Origin of the sequence: Parabacteroides sp. ASF519 (assembly GCF_000364265.2) — a bacterium.
GTDB lineage: Bacteria > Bacteroidota > Bacteroidia > Bacteroidales > Tannerellaceae > Parabacteroides > Parabacteroides goldsteinii.
In genome coordinates, this window is the sequence record NZ_AQFV02000006.1 from 2,465,363 (window position 1) to 2,484,431 (window position 19,069).

Genomic DNA, 19,069 nt, shown 5'->3' on the forward strand with positions numbered 1-19,069 from the left:
AGTGGAAATGAGAAAGTATTGCCTGTTATTTCTGGTCTTTTTCCTGCTTCAAGCGATTGGAGCGGTTGAATCTCCTAAGCACGAAATCCGTGCGGTTTGGCTGACTACCATCTATGGTCTCGACTGGCCGAAGAAGCTGGCTACAACGGAAGCGGGGAGAAAAGCACAGCAACAGGAGTTATGTTCTATGCTGGATAAATTGGCTGATGCCAATTTCAATACAGTGTTTTTGCAGGTTCGTTTGAGGGGTGATGTTATTTATCGCTCGGCTATTGAGCCTGCTTCCAAAACTTTCTCAGGAAAATACGGAACGATGCCCGGATATGATCCGCTGGCATTTGCAATAGAAGAATGTCACAAACGGGGGATGGAATGCCATGCCTGGTTTGTGACATTTCCTGTTGGTACGGATAAGGCTGTGAAGGAACAGGGGAAACTGTCCGTTGTGAAGCGCAAACCCAAACTGTGCAAGCGTCATAATGGCGAATGGTATCTTGATCCGGGTGTGCCGGAGACAGCCGATTATATTTTGTCGCTGGTGAAAGAGCTGGTAAACGGATATGATATCGATGGTATCCAGTTCGATTACATCCGTTATCCGGAGCAGGCAAAGACGTTTCCGGATAAAGCGGTTCATCAGAAGTATGGCAAGTCTACCCGTTTGGCGGATTGGCGGCGTGAGAATATCAATAAAATGGTATACCGTATTTATGACTGGGTGAAACTGGCAAAACCCTGGGTTCAGGTCAGCAGTTCGCCGTTGGGTAAATATAACCGTATCGAACGGGTTCCTAATGCCGGATGGACGGCGTACGAAAGTGTTTTCCAGGATCCTAAAATGTGGATGCAGAAAGGAAAACAGGATATGATTGTTCCGATGATGTATTACCTGCATGATAACTTTTTCCCCTTTGTGGATAACTGGGTGGAAAATTGTAACGGACGTTTGGTTGTTCCTGGTTTGGGAGCTTACCGGATGGATAAGTCGGAGGCGGACTGGACGGTAAATGATATCACAGACCAGATAGATTATAGTCGTTATTATGGTGGTGCCGGTGCTACTTTTTTCCGTTGTGAGAATGTTCTGGATAATACAAAAGGACTGTATAATGAACTGAAAGATAATTATTATAAATATCCTGCTCAGCTATTTCCGCTGACCTGGCTGAATGACCGTGTCCCTGTTGCTCCGGGTGAAATTCGTGTGGACCGGGAAGGGGATGAATTGAAATTGTCCTGGCAGAAGCCGTCGGAAGAAAAAGAGGATTTAACCTATACGGTTTATTATTCATTGACGGATTCGATCGATACGGCAGCAGCCAAATGTATGCTGGCGACAGGGATAAGGGATACGGTTCTGTACCTGCCTGTCGGCCCGAATGAAGAAAGAGGATATAGTTTCAGTGTCTCGGCCTCTACCCGCTATCATATAGAGAGCCAGCCGTCTCCGGAAACGTATTATTACCTTTCCAGATTTCCTAAATAATATTAACGATTAGGAGCGGATTTACGAAAGCACTATCTTTGTGCTGAATGAAAAAAGCTGTAACATATTTGTTTATCGTTTTTCTGGCGTCTCTTATTTTTTATGGAGGGGCCGGAGTGAACTTTATTACCTACTGTTGTGGCGATTGCCGTACGGAAGGTGTTGCAGTTTTATTGAATGATAATTGCTGTGAAGTGCATGGTCATGGCTGTTGTGATGAGGCGGCAGAAGCACCTGTATGTTCTTCCGGCTGCTGTGAAGATGACTGTTGTGACCTGGAACGCATCAGTTTTGACTGGAGCAGTTTTAATAACCCCATTGTAGAATTACAGCCGGTAGTGGTCGACCTCTTGTCGTTTGGCTCTTCCTTAGCCTCACTCGTGCCGGTTCCTTCCATAAAAGAATTTATAGCACAGAATCAGGATGGACCACCTTTTGTCTGTCCCCGTATTTATTTGAATTTATTGACTACACTTTTGATTTAGCAGGTCTTTATCTACTTTTCCCTTGATGGAAAAGTAGTCAAAAGATCAAGGCTGCACCGGCTTCACTGCTTCGGTGAAAGATTCCGCTGTCGCATCTGAACTCGCTTCGCTCAAACAGCAGATGCTCCTACCGCTCCATCTTTCCCCTTCGCGGACGTTCATCCGCTGAGGCCTTGACAAGAACGCAACGCGTTCTCTTAGGATGGCCGATACAGATAGTTGTGTAAGAGACTGATACCTATATAACAGGTGGTTTTGGCGATCCCAAAAGGAAGCTCTGCTTCCTCTGAATTAATGATTATAACTCAAATGTAAGACATGTTGAAACAACTCTATCTTATTATAATATTGACTTTCTGCGCAGTTTTTGCCCAGGCGGAGGAAGTAAAAGGGCATGTGTTTGATGATAACAACCAGCCGATCATCGGGGCGAATGTTTATTGGGAAGGGACCCAACAAGGCACGACTACCGATGTAGACGGCGCATTTGAACTGAAAACAAGAAAAAGTACAAACAAACTGGTTGTAAGTTATATCGGTTATGAAACGTTTGTCATGCCGGTAACGAATACAGATGAACCTCTGGTTATAAAGCTGAAAGGCGAAGTAGCCTTAGAGGAAGTCGTGATCAGCGAGCGTAAAATAGGAACAATCGCTTCGCGTACCAGTGTGTTGCAAACTCAGAAGATCACCTATGATGAACTTTGCCGTGCTGCCTGTTGTAATCTGGCGGAAAGTTTTGAGACAAATCCTTCTGTGGATGTGTCTTATGCCGATGCAGCAACCGGAGCTCGCCAGATTAAGCTGTTGGGATTGGCCGGAACATATGTGCAGATGCTGACGGAAAACTATCCGAATTTCCGTGGAGCAGCTTCCTTATACGGCTTGGATTATGTTCCGGGTGCCTGGATGGAAAGTATCCAGGTCTCCAAAGGAACCTCTTCCGTAAAGAACGGATATGAGGCATTAGCCGGGCAGATCAATGTTGAATTTAAGAAACCGCCTACGGCTGATATTTTTTCTGTAAACCTGTTCGGTAGTGATGCCGGACGGTACGAAGGAAATGCGGATGCTTCCTGGCATATCAATGATAAGGTTTCGACCGGTTTATTAGTGCATTATTCGAATGATAAGAAACAGCATGACGGTAATGATGACGGTTTTCTGGATACACCTTTAAGAGAACAGGTCAACCTGATGAACCGCTGGTATCACAAACTGGATAACTATGTAGCCCAGTATGGGGTTCGTTATCTGCACGAAAGCCGTACGGGAGGGCAGGCCACCAAACATCATGATTTTACGGATCCGTATCGTGTGCAGTTGAATACGAACCGGGCGGAGTTATATACCAAACAGGCTTATATCATTGATAAGGAAAAGGTGGAGAGCGTAGCCTTGATCCTGTCCGGTTCTTATCATGAACAAAAGTCCATGTATGACCGTACTCCTTATAATGTATATCAGAACAATGTCTATGCGAGCCTGCTCTATGAAAAGGAATTTTCTCCGGCCCATAGCCTGAGTACCGGTTTGAGCATGAACTACGATGGTTTTAACGAGAACCTGTTGCAGAATGATGTGCGTAGAGTGTTCGACCGTACGGAAGTTGTTCCGGGTGCCTATGTACAATATACTTACAACCTGAATGATAAGCTTATACTATTAGGCGGCATCAGGGCAGATTACAGTTCTTTGTACGATTTCTTTGTTACGCCTCGCGTACATATTAAATATAATCCGTTCGACTGGTTTCATGTCCGTGCTTCTGCCGGTAAGGGGTTCCGTACGGCTAATATTCTTGCAGAAAACAATTTCCTGTTATCCAGTAGCCGTAAAATGAATATTGCGGATAATCTGGATCAGGAAGAAGCCTGGAACACTGGCGTTAATTTGTCATTCTACATTCCTCTGTTTGGAAAAGAACTGACGCTGACCGGCGAATGGTATTATACCAACTTCCTGAAGCAGGTAGTTGTCGATATGGATAGCGATGCCCATGCCGTCAGTTTTTATAATCTGGACGGTAAATCCTATTCAAACAGTTTCCAGGTGGAAGCGACCTATCCTTTCTTCCGTGGGTTTACACTGACTGCCGCCTACCGTTATACGGATGCTAAAACCGATTACCGGAATGCAGAGGGTGTGACACAGCGCTTGAAGAAACCGTTGGTAAGTGATTATAAAGCATTGGCAACCGCATCTTATCAAACCCCGCTGAAGAAATGGCAGTTCGATTTGACCGGACAGTTCAACGGAGGAGGCCGGATGCCGACACCGGATGCGACAAATCCGCTGTGGAAGCCTAATTTTAATGCTTATACAGTTGTGAATGCGCAAATTACAAAGTATTTTCGCAGATGGTCCGTCTATGTCGGCGCGGAGAACTTGTTTGACTATAAGCAATCTCATCCGATCATAGATGCGGAAAATCCGCGGGGAGACAATTTTGACGGTTCGATGGTCTGGGGACCGGTTCACGGACGGAAGATATATGCCGGCCTGCGTTTCAACATCAGCCGTGATTAAATAACAGATAATATTTACCAATTAATACAGATACATTATGAAACAGTTAGTAGTAGCATTGATTTGTGCCGTTTTTACTCTTTCTACGGTTTATGCACAGGATGCAAAAAAGAAAAAAGACACCGTTACTTTCTTCGTTGAAGGGATGGAATGTGCCAATTGCCAGAAAAAAGTAGAAAAGAATATCTCATTCGAAAAAGGAGTGACCGATATGAAATGTGACCTGACTACCCGTACGGTAGTTGTCACTTACAAACCGGATAAAACCTCGAAAACCAAACTGGCATCAGCCTTTAAAAAGATCGGGATGGAGGCTGTGCCTGTAGACGATGGAGCCGGATGCCCTGTCGATCCTGCGAAAAAAAAGTAAGCAGTCTATATCCGTTAACACGGAAATTCGTTAGAACATCTTATCTTTGCAAAGCATACCTGTAGGGGGCGGATCTATGTGTCCGCCTCTTTTATGAAAAAAAGTTCGTAAAACATGCAGCGTTTTGCACGAGAATAACATCATAATATTTGTACGGCCTCGTAAGAGGTGAGAAGGCACACACTGAATGGATGAGACGCAACTGATAAATGGTTGTAGGAAGGGAGACAGGCTGGCTCAGAAAGAGCTTTACGAGAGGTATTCCCGCAAAATGATGGGAGTTTGTCTGCGTTATGTGAACGACAGGGAGACTGCTCGTGATTTGCTGCAGGATGGATTCGTTAAAGTTTTTACCAGTATGGACTCCTATTCGGGAATTGGCTCATTCGAGGGGTGGATGCGAAAGATCTTTGTAAATTGTGCATTGGAATATTTGCGTAAATCAGATGTGCTGCGCGAATCGACTGATCTGGATAATACGGCGGAGCTGATCCAACCGGATGCTTCGGCTATCTCCAATATGTCGGCGGCTGAACTGATGCAGCTGGTACAGGAGTTACCTGCCGGTTTCCGTACGGTATTCAACCTGTTCGCAATTGAAGGGTATTCGCATAAGGAGATCAGCGACATGTTGAATATAACGGAGAGTACGTCACGTTCACAGTTTACGCGCGCCAAACAGATGTTACAAAAGAGGATTAACGCATTGTATTAAGAGGAAAGAATGGAAAAGGAAAGAGATACATTTGATGATTTGTTCCGCTCGAAATTGCAGGATTTTGAGGTGGATACAATGCCGGGGGACTGGGAGGCCATAGCCGATCGTTTGCCGGTAAAAGCGCCGGTACCTTTCCGCCGGACATTACGCTACTGGGCTGCGGCAGCCGTAGTTTCGCTGTTGATGATAACAAGTGGCGTTTATTTATTCAAGTCAGAGAAGGAAGCGACTCCTTTGGCTGAAAAGATCGAACAGGAAACAAAGAAAATAGAGACGGAACTGGCAAAAGAGACGGAAGCGTCTGTTACTCAGGTACAGCCTGTCGAGGAAAGAATTACTGCATCACCGGTTGCAGCAGTGCAACAGCCGGTGATGCAGGCAACATATAAGGCGACTGTAAAGGTTGCTGAAAATGAACCTGCCGTTATTTCTTCAGATGATGATATGGAGGAGAATGCAGAAGTTATAACACTACCGGATAATACTGCTGTTGTTGAAACAGAAGAAGTTGCGCAGGATTATCCGGAAGTGGGTTCTGCTGATGATACCCGTTCGTTGATAGCGGATGCGGCTCCTGTCGGTAAGAAAGATAAAGAAGTATCTCCACGCAGATGGGGATTTGGCATGGGAGGCGGAAGTGTAACTGCCGGAACAAGTAATTCACTGAATACATATGCTTTGAAGAATACATCGCTTACGGATCAGGAGTTATTGTTTTTGAATTCTGCTAATTTTGAGAATTCAGCGCGAAAGACAAATGTAAAACATAAGACACCGGTTTCTTTGGGGATGTCAGTGAGTTATTCTTTAAATAACCGGTTTGCTTTAGTAACCGGTTTAAATTATTCGTTATTGTCTTCTTCGTGGGAAACATCCGATGCATACCATAATAAAACGAGTCAGAAACTTCATTTTATAGGTATTCCGTTGTCTTTGACATATAGAATAGCTGAATGGAAACGTTTCCAGGTTTATGCGGCAGCGGGAGTCATGACAGAAGTGAATGTGGCGGGTAAATTGGTTACGAAAAAATACATGCATAATGAATTATATGAAAAGGAAGCTGATCATATTCGTATGAAAGAATGGTTCTGGTCGGTGAATGCCCGTGCCGGTGTAAGCTATCCTTTGCTTCGTTTTGTAAGTCTTTATGCGGAAGTAGGGGCTGATTATTATTTCGATAATGGCAGTTCGATCGAAACTGTCCGTTCCGAAAAACCATTTAATGTAAATCTGCAGGCCGGTTTCCGGTTTGGCTTTTAATAAGAAACAAATACTAATAACATAAAAATTAAAAGACAGAAAATGAAGAAGCTAAAATCTTTAGGCGTGGTTGCCGCAGCAACTATTTTGTTGACCTCTTGTTTGGATGGTAATAATGAGAGTAGTTTAAACGGTTTTGGAGTTATAGATTATTCGGATGATTTTAGGATGGTGGCTTATATAGATGATTATACACCTGTATATTCTCCTGTATTCAAAGATTATCAACCGGATGATTGTATTTATTTTACTAGTACTTACAGTTCTGATGATCCAGCGAATAATGGTTCGAATAAATATGCAACGGTTTCTAATGCTGTAGTCACAAATAAATTGGATAATAAAGGACATTTTTCAAGTAGTGTTGATACTGCAAATATAATGCCTAATGAGATAGCTGCTTTGGATGCAACTCTCATGTTCATGACTCCATATTCATTTACTCTTAAAAACTTTATGTTTTTGGGTTCAAGTCATGAAAAAGTAGCAGCAGATCAGGATAATCAATATATTTTACAATATAATCCAAGTCAAGAGCCTCAGACCGTGGATGGAAAACGTGTTTATGATTTCTTTTTGCGTGTTGTGAAGAATGCTGATGGTAAAGGTGTCGTAGGTAATAACGCTTTTTATTATGCGTTTAAAACAAATGGTCATTTTAAAACTTTACAGTCAAGAGAAACAGCAGCAGGAAATGAGACGTTGAATATCCGTATTAACTATATCAAAGAGTTTAATAAAGATACAACCGCTGCAACATGGGGTAAGTCTCAGATTTTCCAAACTCAGATACTAAAGGAAACTAATTAAAAAAGATTGCGATTATAATAAAAAGGGATTGTCTAATAAATAAAAGGCGATCCCTTTTTGTTTGTATATATTTAGAGGAAATTTATAGTACGAGTAAGATTTGTAATGAGCATTGGATTATCCTTTCTCATTAACTCTATTAATACCGATGCTTTTGACGGATCGGTTTTTATTGCTTGTAATTCCTGTTCTGTGATACCAACCTGCTGCATAAAGTCCAGTTTTCCGTGGATTGTATTTACGCCGGGGACTTCTGTGTCATTTACAATCAGTAAGGCTGTAATGGCTGATTCGACATCCCAATTAATGGATTGTCCGTTACCTGCTATGAATTGCAGTGGCTCGAACCAACGTTCCTGAGTAAAGGTGTAGCGAGCCAGGTTGCTCATCATGCTGATGGCCCATTGACATTCTTCACTCGTTTTGACCGGTAGTTTTATGGTCATCTCGTATCCCCATTTGCTAAATTCGTTTTCCAGTGCTTCTTCGTTGGAATATAATTCGTTCATGCCATAGGTGACAAGATGTTTGTAGCCGTTGGGGGAGGTGTAGATACTGTATCCGTCAAGATACTCGTCACCACCCATCATCGCTCTGGAAATGATGTTGGTGCCGAAATGTTCCGGCTCTTGTCCGGGATAAAGTTTTTCGAAACATTCGTCGATAGCATCCCATCCGGGAGCCCAGTCTTCATGTTCCTCTGCATATTTTTTATATTCTTCTTTGTTCATAACCGTATGTGTTTGTTATGAACAAAGATAGAAATAGTTTCCGGGAATAAAGATTTTAGTCAATAAACTTCTTGATTTGTTCCAGAAGGACTCCTTTTTCCATTACTCCGGAAGTACGCCAGACTATTTCCCCCTTTTTGAAAATGATTAAAGTCGGAACGGACTGAATCCGGTACAGGTTGGCGACAGCTTCGTTTTTATCGACATCGATTTTCAGAATACGTGCCTGACCGACCAGTTCCTTGCCTAACGCTTCCACAGTCGGACTCATTACTTTACAGGGACCACACCAAGTGGCAAAGAAGTCAACCAAAACCGGTTTATCTCCATGTATGATATCTTTGAAAGTTTCCATATTGCTAGTATTTATGATTGCAACAAACAATTATTTATCTTTATTTATAACAGTTACCTTGTAGTGGTTGTTCATTAGCCAGTGTGGTAGAGCTATGACGAAAGACATCGGTAGGTAGAGAGTGTTTAATAGGTGAGTTTTATTAACTTTGTATGAATAAACTGCGTTATAGGCAAATGTCGGGTGAAAGTTTATACATTAGGTTTAATTCATTAAATGTACTATCATACTATCATACTATCATTTTCTAGTGTATGATATTGTTTTCCAGTTGATTAATGTATGATAGTAGATGCTTTTAACTATCACTTATCTATCATTTAACTGTCATTTTAACAGGGTTTTAACTAACGGTTAGTCTTTTTTTGACTATAAAAGCTGTTCATTACTGCTGTATACGGTACCTTATCATTCGTCGGCTTACCAGCTTTTTATACCAAAACTATGATTTAACTTCACTCGGATAAAGACTTTTTGTTGCCAGGATGCCCGTCTCACCTGGTTTTACACCCCCATCCTGACGATGCTTACACCCGGGTGTCGATGATATCAAGACCCGGGTGTCAAGCAATAGTTTTTACTATCTTGCTGAAAATTAGTTATATATTTACTGAAAATAGCAAACTGTCTTCCCTGCTTTTTAAGCAGGGTAAGCTGGTTACTCCCTCCAAGGTTTCATTATTGACATCTGTTACTTTACTGGAAACTTTGATTTCTGTTTGCTGTGCATATAAAGGATAAGCTAGTAACCCTAAAAGCAGTATCTGAATGATCTTTTTCGTCTTTATATTTTTGTCGTTTAATAATTTATCAGCAAAGCTATGGGGGGGGGAAGCGGGTTTCAAATAAGATTGACGAATTGCTTGTTTTTTGAGGTGAATTGCAGAATTCATATAAGTTCACTACATTTACACTATTGAAACGAAGATACACATGGATACTGATTTTATAAACATAACAACAGAAAATCTTGCCGATGAGCATTTATGCTGCATTATCCGCACTAAAAAGCTACATCCGGGTGTTGAGGCAAAGCGTCAATGGCTTTCTGACCGGCTGAATGAAGGTCATGTCTTTAGAAAGTTAAATGCGAAGGCAACGGTTTTTATCGAATATGCTCCTTTGGAAACAGCCTGGGTTCCCATAATCGGGGATAACTATTATTACCTCTATTGTTTATGGACTTTGGGTAGTTGCAAAGGGAAGGGGTATGGAAAATCATTGATGGAATATTGTATAGCCGATGCCAAAGAAAAAGGTAAATCCGGTATCTGTATGCTCGGGGCAGAAAAACAAAAATCCTGGCTTTCCGACCAGTCATTTGCGAAAAAGTTTGGTTTTGAGGTAGTCGATACTACCGATAACGGATATGAATTGCTCGCACTTTCTTTTGACGGAACAATGCCGAAGTTCGCGCAAAATGCAAAAAAGCTGGAAATAGAAAGCAAAGAGCTGACAATTTATTATGATATGCAGTGTCCTTATATCGATCAAAAAATTGGGATTGTCAGACAATATTGCGAAATGAATGATGTCCCTCTATCATTGATTCAGGTGGATACATTACAAAAAGCGAAGGAATTGCCTTGTGTTTTCAATAACTGGGCTGTGTTTTATAAAGGAAAATTTGAAACGGTGAATTTAATACAAGACGTTACCCACCTGAAGAGAATACTTAAGAAATGAAAGTATAATTTTGACTACCTTGCAATAAGAATACTGGTAAAACACATCGAAAATAATTAATTTTGCACCCTTTTTCGGAAGAGCATTATATTTAATTATAAACAAAGACAGACGATGAAAAGATTATTTCCCACTAGCCTGTTTGTGTTGGCTGGTATGCTTTTGCAGCTGGTTGGCTGTAAAGATGATGAAGTATCCCTACCCGATGAAGGTGGTCTTGTAATTGAAGAATTGCCCGTCAGGATGACGGAAGCTGCCTATAATGAGGATAATACGTATTATTTGTTGAACGATGAAGAATCGCCGGATATTTATTTCGATTCGAGCCAGCGCAGTTTCTATGTCACTCAGCCGTTGCAGATTCAATTGGACGACGATCATAATTTCCAACTCCGCTTTTATAGCCCCAGAGCGTTGAAAAACGTAACCATCTGGGCGACTATTGATGGATATGATGAAGAGTTCATGTTTATGTCGCTCGAAAAGGTGCTGCCATTTCAGCAACTTCGGGTATGTATTCCGTTTGCCACTCAAGACTTGACGGCTTATACCCGTAGCGGAAAAAAGATCCGTATCATGGCAAACCCGTATCTGACGGGAGAAAACATTTCTTTCACGGTAGAGTCTGACGATCCTTATTGGGACAGGTTGCAATCTATTCGTTGCAAATGGCGCATCGCTTTTGGCAGATATAGTGATACTCAGGCTAGCTGGAAATATAAAATGAAGGCTTCGCATACACGTGAAGCTGTGGCTATTGCGCTGAACATGAGTTATATGTTCTCGTCGCAAAAGTTCGAGAAAGCATTGTATGAGTTTGGACCGTTGCATAGTAACAATGACAGGGTGGAGATCGACAAAAGCGCCCTGTTGACGAGAGTACTTAATCATGCTGGACTGGTTTTCGGATATACGACAGGAGTCATGGGGCTGGGGGGAGGAACTACCTTCGGTATGCATGAGGTGTGTTATTTGGAACATTATGCCGACGATAAAAGTATTACGGAGACTATCTTTCACGAATTTGCACACTGTCTCGGATATGGCCATGCCGGAAATATGACATACGAACAAACCGGACCAGGCTGGCCTACTTTGTGTAATAATGTATATGTGGATTTATCGCTGGAGAAAGAACTGCCGGTTTATTCTCGCCGTTTCTTACATACCCGCCGGAGTAAAAACAGGTATTTTGACGATATCTATGTAGCTTCTAAGTATATTATTGAAGATCCGGAACTGGATGCCCTCGATGGTGGGTTGTCACCGCTACGCGAAGAGAATACTTCTGAGGGAAACGATGGAGAACCTGTTACTTTCAAGTTGGATTATTCAGATGTGCCGGGAGCAACGGCAGCTACTTTCCGTCCGAAAGATGTGTTTGCATATGGTGATACGTTGTATGTCGTGAATGATGCCGATAATAACTATAGCCTGGAAGTATTCAGTATAGCGAACGGTGGTAAGAAGCACTTGGGAAGTATCAAGGAATGGACCTGGGAGGATACCCAGGAAAAATTTGCAGGTCGACCGAATGGGGTTACACGTGCTAACGGAAAGATTTACGTTACTCATGAGGGTAGCCGAACGGAGATTTTTGATGCGACAGACCATCAGTTTATCACTTGTATCGGTACCGGTAGTTGGGGAACAGGGCCTTCGCAGACTGTTCATGCTTTTGATGTGCTATGTTATAAGGGACTGATTGTGATTCATGATAAACGTTATATCGATATTGTGGAAGAACGAATTTTGGAACCGGGGAAAAAGGCTCCGCGTATCTATATCCGTTCCGAACATTTGGGTGAAACCGCCGGTACTTATGGTATGGCAGTAGATGAACAGAGCGGACTATTGTATTCTACTCATCCGTCCAAACGTATAGATATCTTTACCCCTGATGCTATCCGTGAAGGAGTAACATTTAAACGTGTCGATCAGCTGACGTATGCAAATATTCCTTATGCCTTGGATTTTTATGAAGGTCGGTTGTTTGTTAGTTCAAACGGCAAGGAGAAGTTTTGCGAAGTCGATCCGGTGACAGGCGAAATCTTGAAAGATTACACGGTTGTGGGAGATGTCACCTTGCAGGTTCCGGAAAAATTCTGTATTCGCCGTAATACCTTGTTTATTATAGACCGTACAAAGAGCGGAGCGTGTATCTATGCAATCCCTATGAATGAATTAAACTAAGTTGATCCCATAAAAATGAAAGTGAATATGAAAATGTATGTTTATATCTGGTTGGTATTGTTGGGTATACTGACCGTTCGGTGCAGCAGTGATGATATAGGGAACCTGGAGGAGGATTCGCCCGAATATGATAGTTATTGGTATTATTCTTATGAGGCTGCACAGTTAGTTAATGCGGAAACTTTAGGAATGGAAGCCTTGGAGGACTTCTCGCCTTATACTGTAGCACATCTGGGAGATACTCTTTTTATTGCTAACATAGGAAAGGAAGGAAACAGTTTGTTGGTATTCAATACAAAGGAGGGGCGATTGCTGGATGTGGTGAAATCATGGCAATTCGACAATGAGGAAAAGAATTTCGGGAGTTCGATCGAAGCTATTGTTCCGGCAGGAAATCGATTATATGTTGCTGAGCGGCAGTCGCGCATTCATGTGTTCGAACTACCGGATCTGACTTATGTCACTTGCATTGGAAATGGACAATGGAGTGGTCCGGTATTTCAGGCACAAGCGCTTGCGGTGAAAGATGGCCTTATCTTTGCACGCGACAAGAACGGAAAGGTCAGTATTTATAAAGAGTCGGATGTTACTCAAGAAAATTATCAGAAGATAAACCGTCATTGGCAAGTTTCCGGAAATAACAGTCCGGGTAACAATGGTTTTGCTCCCCATTATATGCAGTTCAATGCAGAAGGGAATATTCTGCTTACAGATTATGAGGGAAAGAAAATACGTGTACTCGATCCGACATTGGTAAATGATGATTTGGTAAACGGAACTTCCATCGATATGGACGAACTGTCTCTTTCTCTTGATTTTAAACCCAAGACGCTTGCTTTGTGTAACGAACGTTGGTATGCAACCGGTGATAACGATGCTATCAATATATATGATAGCCAACAAGGTGAATGGGTGAAAAAAATAAAGACCATCAAAGGATACTCTTTTTTACTGCCTGTTCGTATTTATGCGCAGAACGATTCGGTGTTATGGGTTTCGGATACACATAAATCGATGCAGACATTGGTAAAAATGGTTGTGCATAAAGGAGAGATACGCGAGTAAGTATCTAAGCGTGACAAGCATGTGTTTAGTGGATATTTTCTTAAAAATATATGCTTTCTAATTTGTTGTCTATCAGGTATGGTTGAAATATTGGTGTATTTTTTTTGCTTAAAGTATTGCAGAATTAAAAATAATATCTACCTTTGCACCGCAATCGAGAGAGATTGATTATCCAAGAAGAGGTTCGGTAGTTCAGTTGGTTAGAATACATGCCTGTCACGCATGGGGTCGCGGGTTCGAGTCCCGTCCGGACCGCCTCTTTTGAATAATGTTTTGTCTTTTTATTTTATTTGGTTCGGTAGTTCAGTTGGTTAGAATACATGCCTGTCACGCATGGGGTCGCGGGTTCGAGTCCCGTCCGGACCGCCAAAAAAGTCTGTTAGTCGTTAGATTAGCAGACTTTTTTTATGTTTGGGCGTTTCGTGTGTTATGGCTTTTTTCATTTTCCAATTACGTATTTATAAAACAGGTTTGTTACAAATCTATACTGTTTGGCAACTTTTCATAAACCATACGGTGATATGTTATGATAATTTGTTACTTTTGCAACTCAATATAAAAAAAGAAAACGGAGAAAGAAAAATGGACGTCGCCATTATTAAGTATAATGCCGGAAATATCTACTCAGTGAATTATGCACTGAAACGATTGGGCGTAAGTCCTGTGATAACAGCGGACCCGGAAGTATTAAGTAAAGCAGATAAAGTGATCTTCCCAGGTGTAGGGGAGGCACAAACGACAATGGCTCATCTGCAGGAACATAAACTGGATGCTGTTATTAAGGATCTGAAACAACCCGTATTGGGTATTTGTCTGGGTATGCAATTAATGTGTCGTCATTCTGAGGAAGGAGATGCAGAGTGCCTGGGGATTTTTGACACGGAAGTAAAGCGGTTCATTCCCCACCGTCATGAGGATAAGGTGCCCCATATGGGATGGAATACCATCACTCAGGTTAAAGACGGTTTATTTACCGCACAATTGGAGAATAAATTTGTTTACTTCGTACATAGTTATTATGTACCCGTAAATGAATATACGGCTGCTACCACTAATTATATATTACCGTTCAGTGCTTCGCTGCATAAGGATAACTTCTACGCAACGCAGTTCCATCCGGAGAAAAGTGGTTCGGTCGGTGAAGTAATTCTGAGGAACTTTCTAAAACTGTAAGAGAATATGATCGAGCTTATCCCTGCAATAGATTTGATAGATGGCAAATGTGTCCGCCTGACGCAAGGCGATTACGATACCAAGAAGGTGTACAACGAAGATCCTCTGGAAGTGGCGAAGATGTTCGAAGCGCATGGCATCCGTCGTTTGCATGTAGTGGATCTGGACGGTGCCCGTCAGGGACGGATCATCAATTACCGTGTGTTGGAAAGACTGGCGACACGGACCGCTTTGGTGATAGACTTTGGCGGCGGACTGAAGCAGGAAGATGATCTGGAGATTGCTTTTGAAAGCGGTGCGCAGATGGTGACCGGCGGAAGTATCGCAGTGAAGAACCCGGAAGTTTTTACTTCCTGGATTACCAAGTTCGGAAGCGAAAAGATTATATTAGGCGCTGATGCGAAAGATAAAAAGATTGCTATCAGCGGGTGGGAAGAAACTACTGATAAGGAACTGATCCCTTTCATCGAGGGGTATTACGACAAAGGAATCACAAAAGTGATCTGTACGGATATCAGCCGGGATGGAATGCTGCAGGGACCGGCTATCGGATTATATAAGGAAATACGGGAAGCATTACCTTTTATATATATCATAGCCAGCGGCGGCGTCAGTTCGATAGAAGATATAGAAAAACTGGCTGAGGCGGGAATACCGGCGGTAATTTTCGGCAAAGCCATCTACGAAGGAAAGATCGATTTGAAAGATCTGCTTCGTTTTACGTGAAACAAAGGAGAAATCAACGTATGCTAGCCAAGAGAATAGTGCCCTGTCTGGATATTAAAGATGGAAAAACAGTAAAAGGTATTAATTTTGTAAATTTCCGCGATGCAGGAGACCCTGTGGAGTTGGGAACGCAATATAGCCGGGAAGGAGCTGACGAACTCGTCTACCTGGACATAACCGCTTCGCATGAAGGACGTAAGACCTTCACCGAACTAGTCAAAAAAGTAGCTGCAAATATCAGCATCCCTTTTACTGTGGGCGGCGGTATTAACGAATTGAAAGATGTAGACCGTCTGTTGAGTGCCGGTGCCGATAAGGTATCCATCAACTCGGCGGCACTGCGCAACCCTTCGTTGATCGAAGAGATCGCGAAGAACTTCGGAAGCCAGGTCTGTGTCGTGGCTATCGATGCAAATTATGAGAATGGCGACTGGATCTGTTATCTGAACGGCGGACGTATCCCGACAGAGAAACATCTTTTCCAGTGGGCGGCCGAAGCTGAAAACCTGGGAGCCGGAGAGATCCTGTTTACCAGTATGACACACGATGGTGTGAAAGACGGCTATGCAAACGAGGCGTTGTCGACCCTGGCGGACAACCTGCATATCCCGGTCATTGCATCGGGTGGTGCCGGAAAGATGGAACATTTCCGTGATACATTCGCGGCAGGTAAGGCTGATGCGGCATTGGCTGCCAGCGTATTTCATTTCGGTGAAATCGGCATAGCCGACCTGAAGCAGTATCTGAACAGGGAAGGAATCAATGTAAGAATATAATTACAAGAATAAGATGAAATTAGATTTTGAAAAAATGGGCGGACTTATCCCGGCAATCGTTCAGGATAACAATACCAACAAAGTATTGATGCTGGGTTTTATGAATGAAGAAGCCTATGAAGAAACAAAGGAAACCGGTAAGGTGACCTTCTTCAGCCGTACAAAGAACCGTTTATGGATGAAAGGCGAAACCAGCGGCAACACCCTGCAGGTGGTTAGCATGATGGTGGATTGCGACAATGATACGATCCTGATCAAAGCCAATCCCGCCGGTCCGGTTTGCCATACAGGTGCTGATACCTGCTTCGGCGAAAAGAATGTGGAAGATATCATGTTCCTGAAATATTTGCAGGACTTTATCGAACAGCGCCGTCAGGAAATGCCGGAAGGCTCCTATACGACCTCCCTGTTTTTGAAAGGTGTGAACCGTATGGCCCAGAAAGTGGGAGAGGAAGCGGTTGAAACTGTGATCGAAGCGACCAACGGAACGGAAGACGGCTTTATCTACGAAGCATCCGACCTGATCTATCATCTGATCGTATTACTCACCAGCAAAGGACTTCGTCTGGAAGACCTGGCACGCGAATTAAAGAAAAGACATAAAGGATAAATTACTATGGAAGATACAACACTGCTCAGACTGGATGGCGTAGAAATCTGCCGCGATGAAAATGTCATATTGCACGATGCCTCTTTTACTTTGTGTAACGGGGAGTTTGTGTACGTCATTGGAAAAGTAGGCTCCGGAAAGAGCAGTCTGTTGAAATCCTTGTATTGCGAAATCCCCATCAGCCAAGGTGATGCCTGGCTGTTGGATTACAATCTCTGTAAGATGAAACGGAAAGATATCCCGTATCTTCGCCGTAAGTTGGGGATTGTGTTTCAGGATTTTCAGCTGCTTACCGACCGTTCGGTGATCAAAAACCTGGAGTTCGTCTTGCGGGCGACAGGCTGGAAGAAAAAGAGCGAGATTAAGGAGCGCATCGACGATGTGCTTCACCAGGTGGGTATGCATAACAAAGGGTACAAGATGCCGCACGAACTATCGGGTGGCGAGCAGCAACGTATCGTCATAGCAAGAGCACTCCTGAATGATCCTAAACTGATATTAGCCGATGAGCCGACCGGCAATCTGGACCCTGAAACAAGCGGCCAGATCGTACAGCTTCTGCACGACATCTGTGAGAAGGGTACGGCGGTGATAATGACTACACATAACTACACACTGGTGCATAATTATCCGGCCCGTATAGTTAAATGTGAGAATGCACGCCTGGGTGATGTCGGTGAATAATTTTTTATGTAACTTTGCACACGCAAAAGAAGCAAGGAACGAACAATTTAATTATAGGAAAAGAAAATGAAAATTTTAAAGTTTGGCGGTACTTCTGTGGGATCTGCACAGAGAATGAAAGATGTAGCAAAATTGATTTGCACGGGCGACCGTAACATTGTCGTATTGTCTGCCATGTCAGGTACAACCAACTCGTTGGTTGAAATATCCGACTACCTGTACAAGAAAAATCCGGATGGTGCAAATGAAATCATCAATAAGCTTGCACAGAAATATTACGGACATATCGAAGAACTGTACAGTACCGACGAATATAAGCAGAAAGCCAAAGAACTTGTAAAATCTCATTTCGATTATATCCGCACTTTTACTAAAGACCTGTTCACCCTGTTCGAAGAAAAGGTCGTGCTGGCACAAGGCGAATTGATCTCTACCGGCATGATGAACCTGTATCTGAATGAAACAGGTGTGAAGTCTGTCCTGCTTCCGGCATTGGAATATATGCGGACGGACAAGAATGCAGAACCGGACCCTGTATATATCAAAGAGCGTCTGGTTAAACTGCTGAATGAACATAAGGATGCCGAGTTGTATATCACTCAGGGTTACATTTGCCGTAATGCTTACGGTGAAATTGATAACTTGCAGCGTGGCGGTAGCGACTATAGCGCTTCTTTGATCGGTGCAGCTCTCAATGCTGATGAAATCCAGATCTGGACAGATATCGACGGAATGCACAACAACGATCCGCGCATCGTAGATAAAACATCTCCTGTCCGTAACCTGCATTTCGAGGAAGCAGCTGAACTGGCTTACTTCGGTGCGAAGATCCTGCACCCGACTTGTATCCTGCCGGCCAAGTTGAACAATATACCGGTTCGCCTGCTGAATACTATGCAGCCGGATGCTCCGGGTACATTGATCTCCAACAACACCGAAAAAGGAAAGATCAAAGCCGTTGCAGCAAAAGACAATATCACTTCCATTAAGATAAAGAGCGGCCGTATGCTGCTGGCTACCGGTTTCCTGCGTAAGGTATTCGAAACTTTCGAAAACTACCAGACTCCGATCGACATGGTTACTACTTCTGAGGTAGGCGTATCGGTAACGATCGACAACCGCAAACATCTGGAAGAAATTGTAGACGACCTGAAGAAATACGGAACCGTTACCGTAGATGAAGATATGGTAATTGTTTGCGTAGTTGGTGACCTGGAATGGGATAACGTCGGTTTTGAAGCCCGCATCGTTCAGGCGATGAAAGATGTTCCGGTACGTATGATATCATATGGCGGTAGCAACTACAACGTTTCGCTTCTGGTGAAAGCCACTGATAAAGTGAAAGCGCTGCAGGCGTTAAGCGATCATTTGTTTAACAACTAAATATATGAGGGCAGCCTTTTCCGGAC

The 19,069-nt window shown here is 42.9% G+C and carries 19 protein-coding genes and 2 tRNA genes; 18 read left to right on the forward strand and 3 right to left on the reverse strand.

The window, feature by feature from the left end; all coding sequences use genetic code 11:
- Positions 1–7 precede the first annotated feature (7 nt).
- From C825_RS09545 to C825_RS09575, 7 genes are all read left to right on the forward strand, one after another.
- A complete protein-coding gene (locus C825_RS09545) occupies positions 8–1,486 on the forward strand; it encodes a glycoside hydrolase family 10-like protein (protein ID WP_010802313.1) in 1,479 nt (492 codons plus the stop codon).
- A 47-nt stretch (positions 1,487–1,533) separates the two neighbouring features.
- Positions 1,534–1,971, forward strand: a complete 438-nt coding sequence (locus C825_RS09550) for a hypothetical protein (protein WP_010802314.1) — start codon at positions 1,534–1,536, stop codon at positions 1,969–1,971.
- 318 nt (positions 1,972–2,289) lie between these two features.
- Complete coding sequence (locus tag C825_RS09555) at positions 2,290–4,500, forward strand: TonB-dependent receptor (protein ID WP_010802315.1); 2,211 nt, start codon at positions 2,290–2,292, stop codon at positions 4,498–4,500.
- Between the two features lie 37 nt (positions 4,501–4,537).
- Positions 4,538–4,870, forward strand: coding sequence for a cation transporter (locus C825_RS09560; RefSeq protein WP_007657419.1), 333 nt, complete (start codon positions 4,538–4,540; stop codon positions 4,868–4,870).
- Positions 4,871–5,057: 187 nt separating this feature from the next.
- A complete protein-coding gene (locus tag C825_RS09565; RefSeq protein WP_007657421.1) occupies positions 5,058–5,585 on the forward strand; it encodes an RNA polymerase sigma factor in 528 nt (175 codons plus the stop codon).
- A gap of 9 nt (positions 5,586–5,594) precedes the next feature.
- A complete protein-coding gene (locus tag C825_RS09570) occupies positions 5,595–6,851 on the forward strand; it encodes a porin family protein (RefSeq protein ID WP_010802316.1) in 1,257 nt (418 codons plus the stop codon).
- A 42-nt stretch (positions 6,852–6,893) separates the two neighbouring features.
- Positions 6,894–7,661 (forward strand): BFO_2992 family lipoprotein, encoded by a 768-nt coding sequence (locus tag C825_RS09575; protein ID WP_007657423.1) that lies wholly within the window; start codon positions 6,894–6,896, stop codon positions 7,659–7,661.
- A 71-nt stretch (positions 7,662–7,732) separates the two neighbouring features.
- Here the strand turns inward: C825_RS09575 and C825_RS09580 are convergent, their stop codons facing one another.
- The 3 genes from C825_RS09580 to C825_RS09590 form a co-directional block, all read right to left on the reverse strand.
- Positions 7,733–8,392 (reverse strand): suppressor of fused domain protein, encoded by a 660-nt coding sequence (locus tag C825_RS09580; protein ID WP_010802317.1) that lies wholly within the window; start codon positions 8,390–8,392, stop codon positions 7,733–7,735.
- 55 nt (positions 8,393–8,447) lie between these two features.
- Positions 8,448–8,762, reverse strand: coding sequence for a thioredoxin (gene trxA, locus C825_RS09585; RefSeq protein ID WP_472464446.1), 315 nt, complete (start codon positions 8,760–8,762; stop codon positions 8,448–8,450).
- 584 nt (positions 8,763–9,346) lie between these two features.
- Complete coding sequence (locus C825_RS09590; protein WP_010802319.1) at positions 9,347–9,640, reverse strand: hypothetical protein; 294 nt, start codon at positions 9,638–9,640, stop codon at positions 9,347–9,349.
- A 40-nt stretch (positions 9,641–9,680) separates the two neighbouring features.
- Between C825_RS09590 and C825_RS09595 the strand changes: the two genes are divergently transcribed.
- The 11 genes from C825_RS09595 (at position 9,681) to C825_RS09645 (ending at position 19,043) form a co-directional block, all read left to right on the forward strand.
- Complete coding sequence (locus C825_RS09595; RefSeq protein WP_010802320.1) at positions 9,681–10,433, forward strand: GNAT family N-acetyltransferase; 753 nt, start codon at positions 9,681–9,683, stop codon at positions 10,431–10,433.
- Between the two features lie 114 nt (positions 10,434–10,547).
- Positions 10,548–12,626, forward strand: a complete 2,079-nt coding sequence (locus C825_RS09600; RefSeq protein ID WP_010802321.1) for an NHL repeat-containing protein — start codon at positions 10,548–10,550, stop codon at positions 12,624–12,626.
- Positions 12,627–12,653: 27 nt separating this feature from the next.
- Positions 12,654–13,691 (forward strand): NHL repeat-containing protein, encoded by a 1,038-nt coding sequence (locus tag C825_RS09605; RefSeq protein ID WP_010802322.1) that lies wholly within the window; start codon positions 12,654–12,656, stop codon positions 13,689–13,691.
- 181 nt (positions 13,692–13,872) lie between these two features.
- Positions 13,873–13,946 (forward strand) — tRNA-Asp (locus C825_RS09610).
- Between the two features lie 37 nt (positions 13,947–13,983).
- A tRNA-Asp gene (locus C825_RS09615) sits at positions 13,984–14,060 on the forward strand.
- 213 nt (positions 14,061–14,273) lie between these two features.
- The gene (gene hisH / locus C825_RS09620) at positions 14,274–14,864 is read left to right on the forward strand and encodes an imidazole glycerol phosphate synthase subunit HisH (protein WP_007657442.1); all 591 of its coding nucleotides are present in this window, start codon (positions 14,274–14,276) and stop codon (positions 14,862–14,864) included.
- Between the two features lie 6 nt (positions 14,865–14,870).
- Positions 14,871–15,590 carry a 1-(5-phosphoribosyl)-5-[(5-phosphoribosylamino)methylideneamino]imidazole-4-carboxamide isomerase gene (gene hisA, locus C825_RS09625; RefSeq protein ID WP_007657444.1) on the forward strand — a complete coding sequence of 240 codons (720 nt, stop codon included), beginning with the start codon at positions 14,871–14,873 and terminating at the stop codon, positions 15,588–15,590.
- Positions 15,591–15,610: 20 nt separating this feature from the next.
- The gene (gene hisF / locus C825_RS09630; RefSeq protein WP_010802324.1) at positions 15,611–16,366 is read left to right on the forward strand and encodes an imidazole glycerol phosphate synthase subunit HisF; all 756 of its coding nucleotides are present in this window, start codon (positions 15,611–15,613) and stop codon (positions 16,364–16,366) included.
- A 13-nt stretch (positions 16,367–16,379) separates the two neighbouring features.
- The gene (hisIE, locus tag C825_RS09635; protein WP_007657448.1) at positions 16,380–16,976 is read left to right on the forward strand and encodes a bifunctional phosphoribosyl-AMP cyclohydrolase/phosphoribosyl-ATP diphosphatase HisIE; all 597 of its coding nucleotides are present in this window, start codon (positions 16,380–16,382) and stop codon (positions 16,974–16,976) included.
- 6 nt (positions 16,977–16,982) lie between these two features.
- Positions 16,983–17,660, forward strand: coding sequence for a cell division ATP-binding protein FtsE (locus tag C825_RS09640; RefSeq protein ID WP_007657449.1), 678 nt, complete (start codon positions 16,983–16,985; stop codon positions 17,658–17,660).
- A 66-nt stretch (positions 17,661–17,726) separates the two neighbouring features.
- Positions 17,727–19,043 (forward strand): aspartate kinase, encoded by a 1,317-nt coding sequence (locus C825_RS09645; protein ID WP_007657450.1) that lies wholly within the window; start codon positions 17,727–17,729, stop codon positions 19,041–19,043.
- Positions 19,044–19,069: the final 26 nt, after the last annotated feature.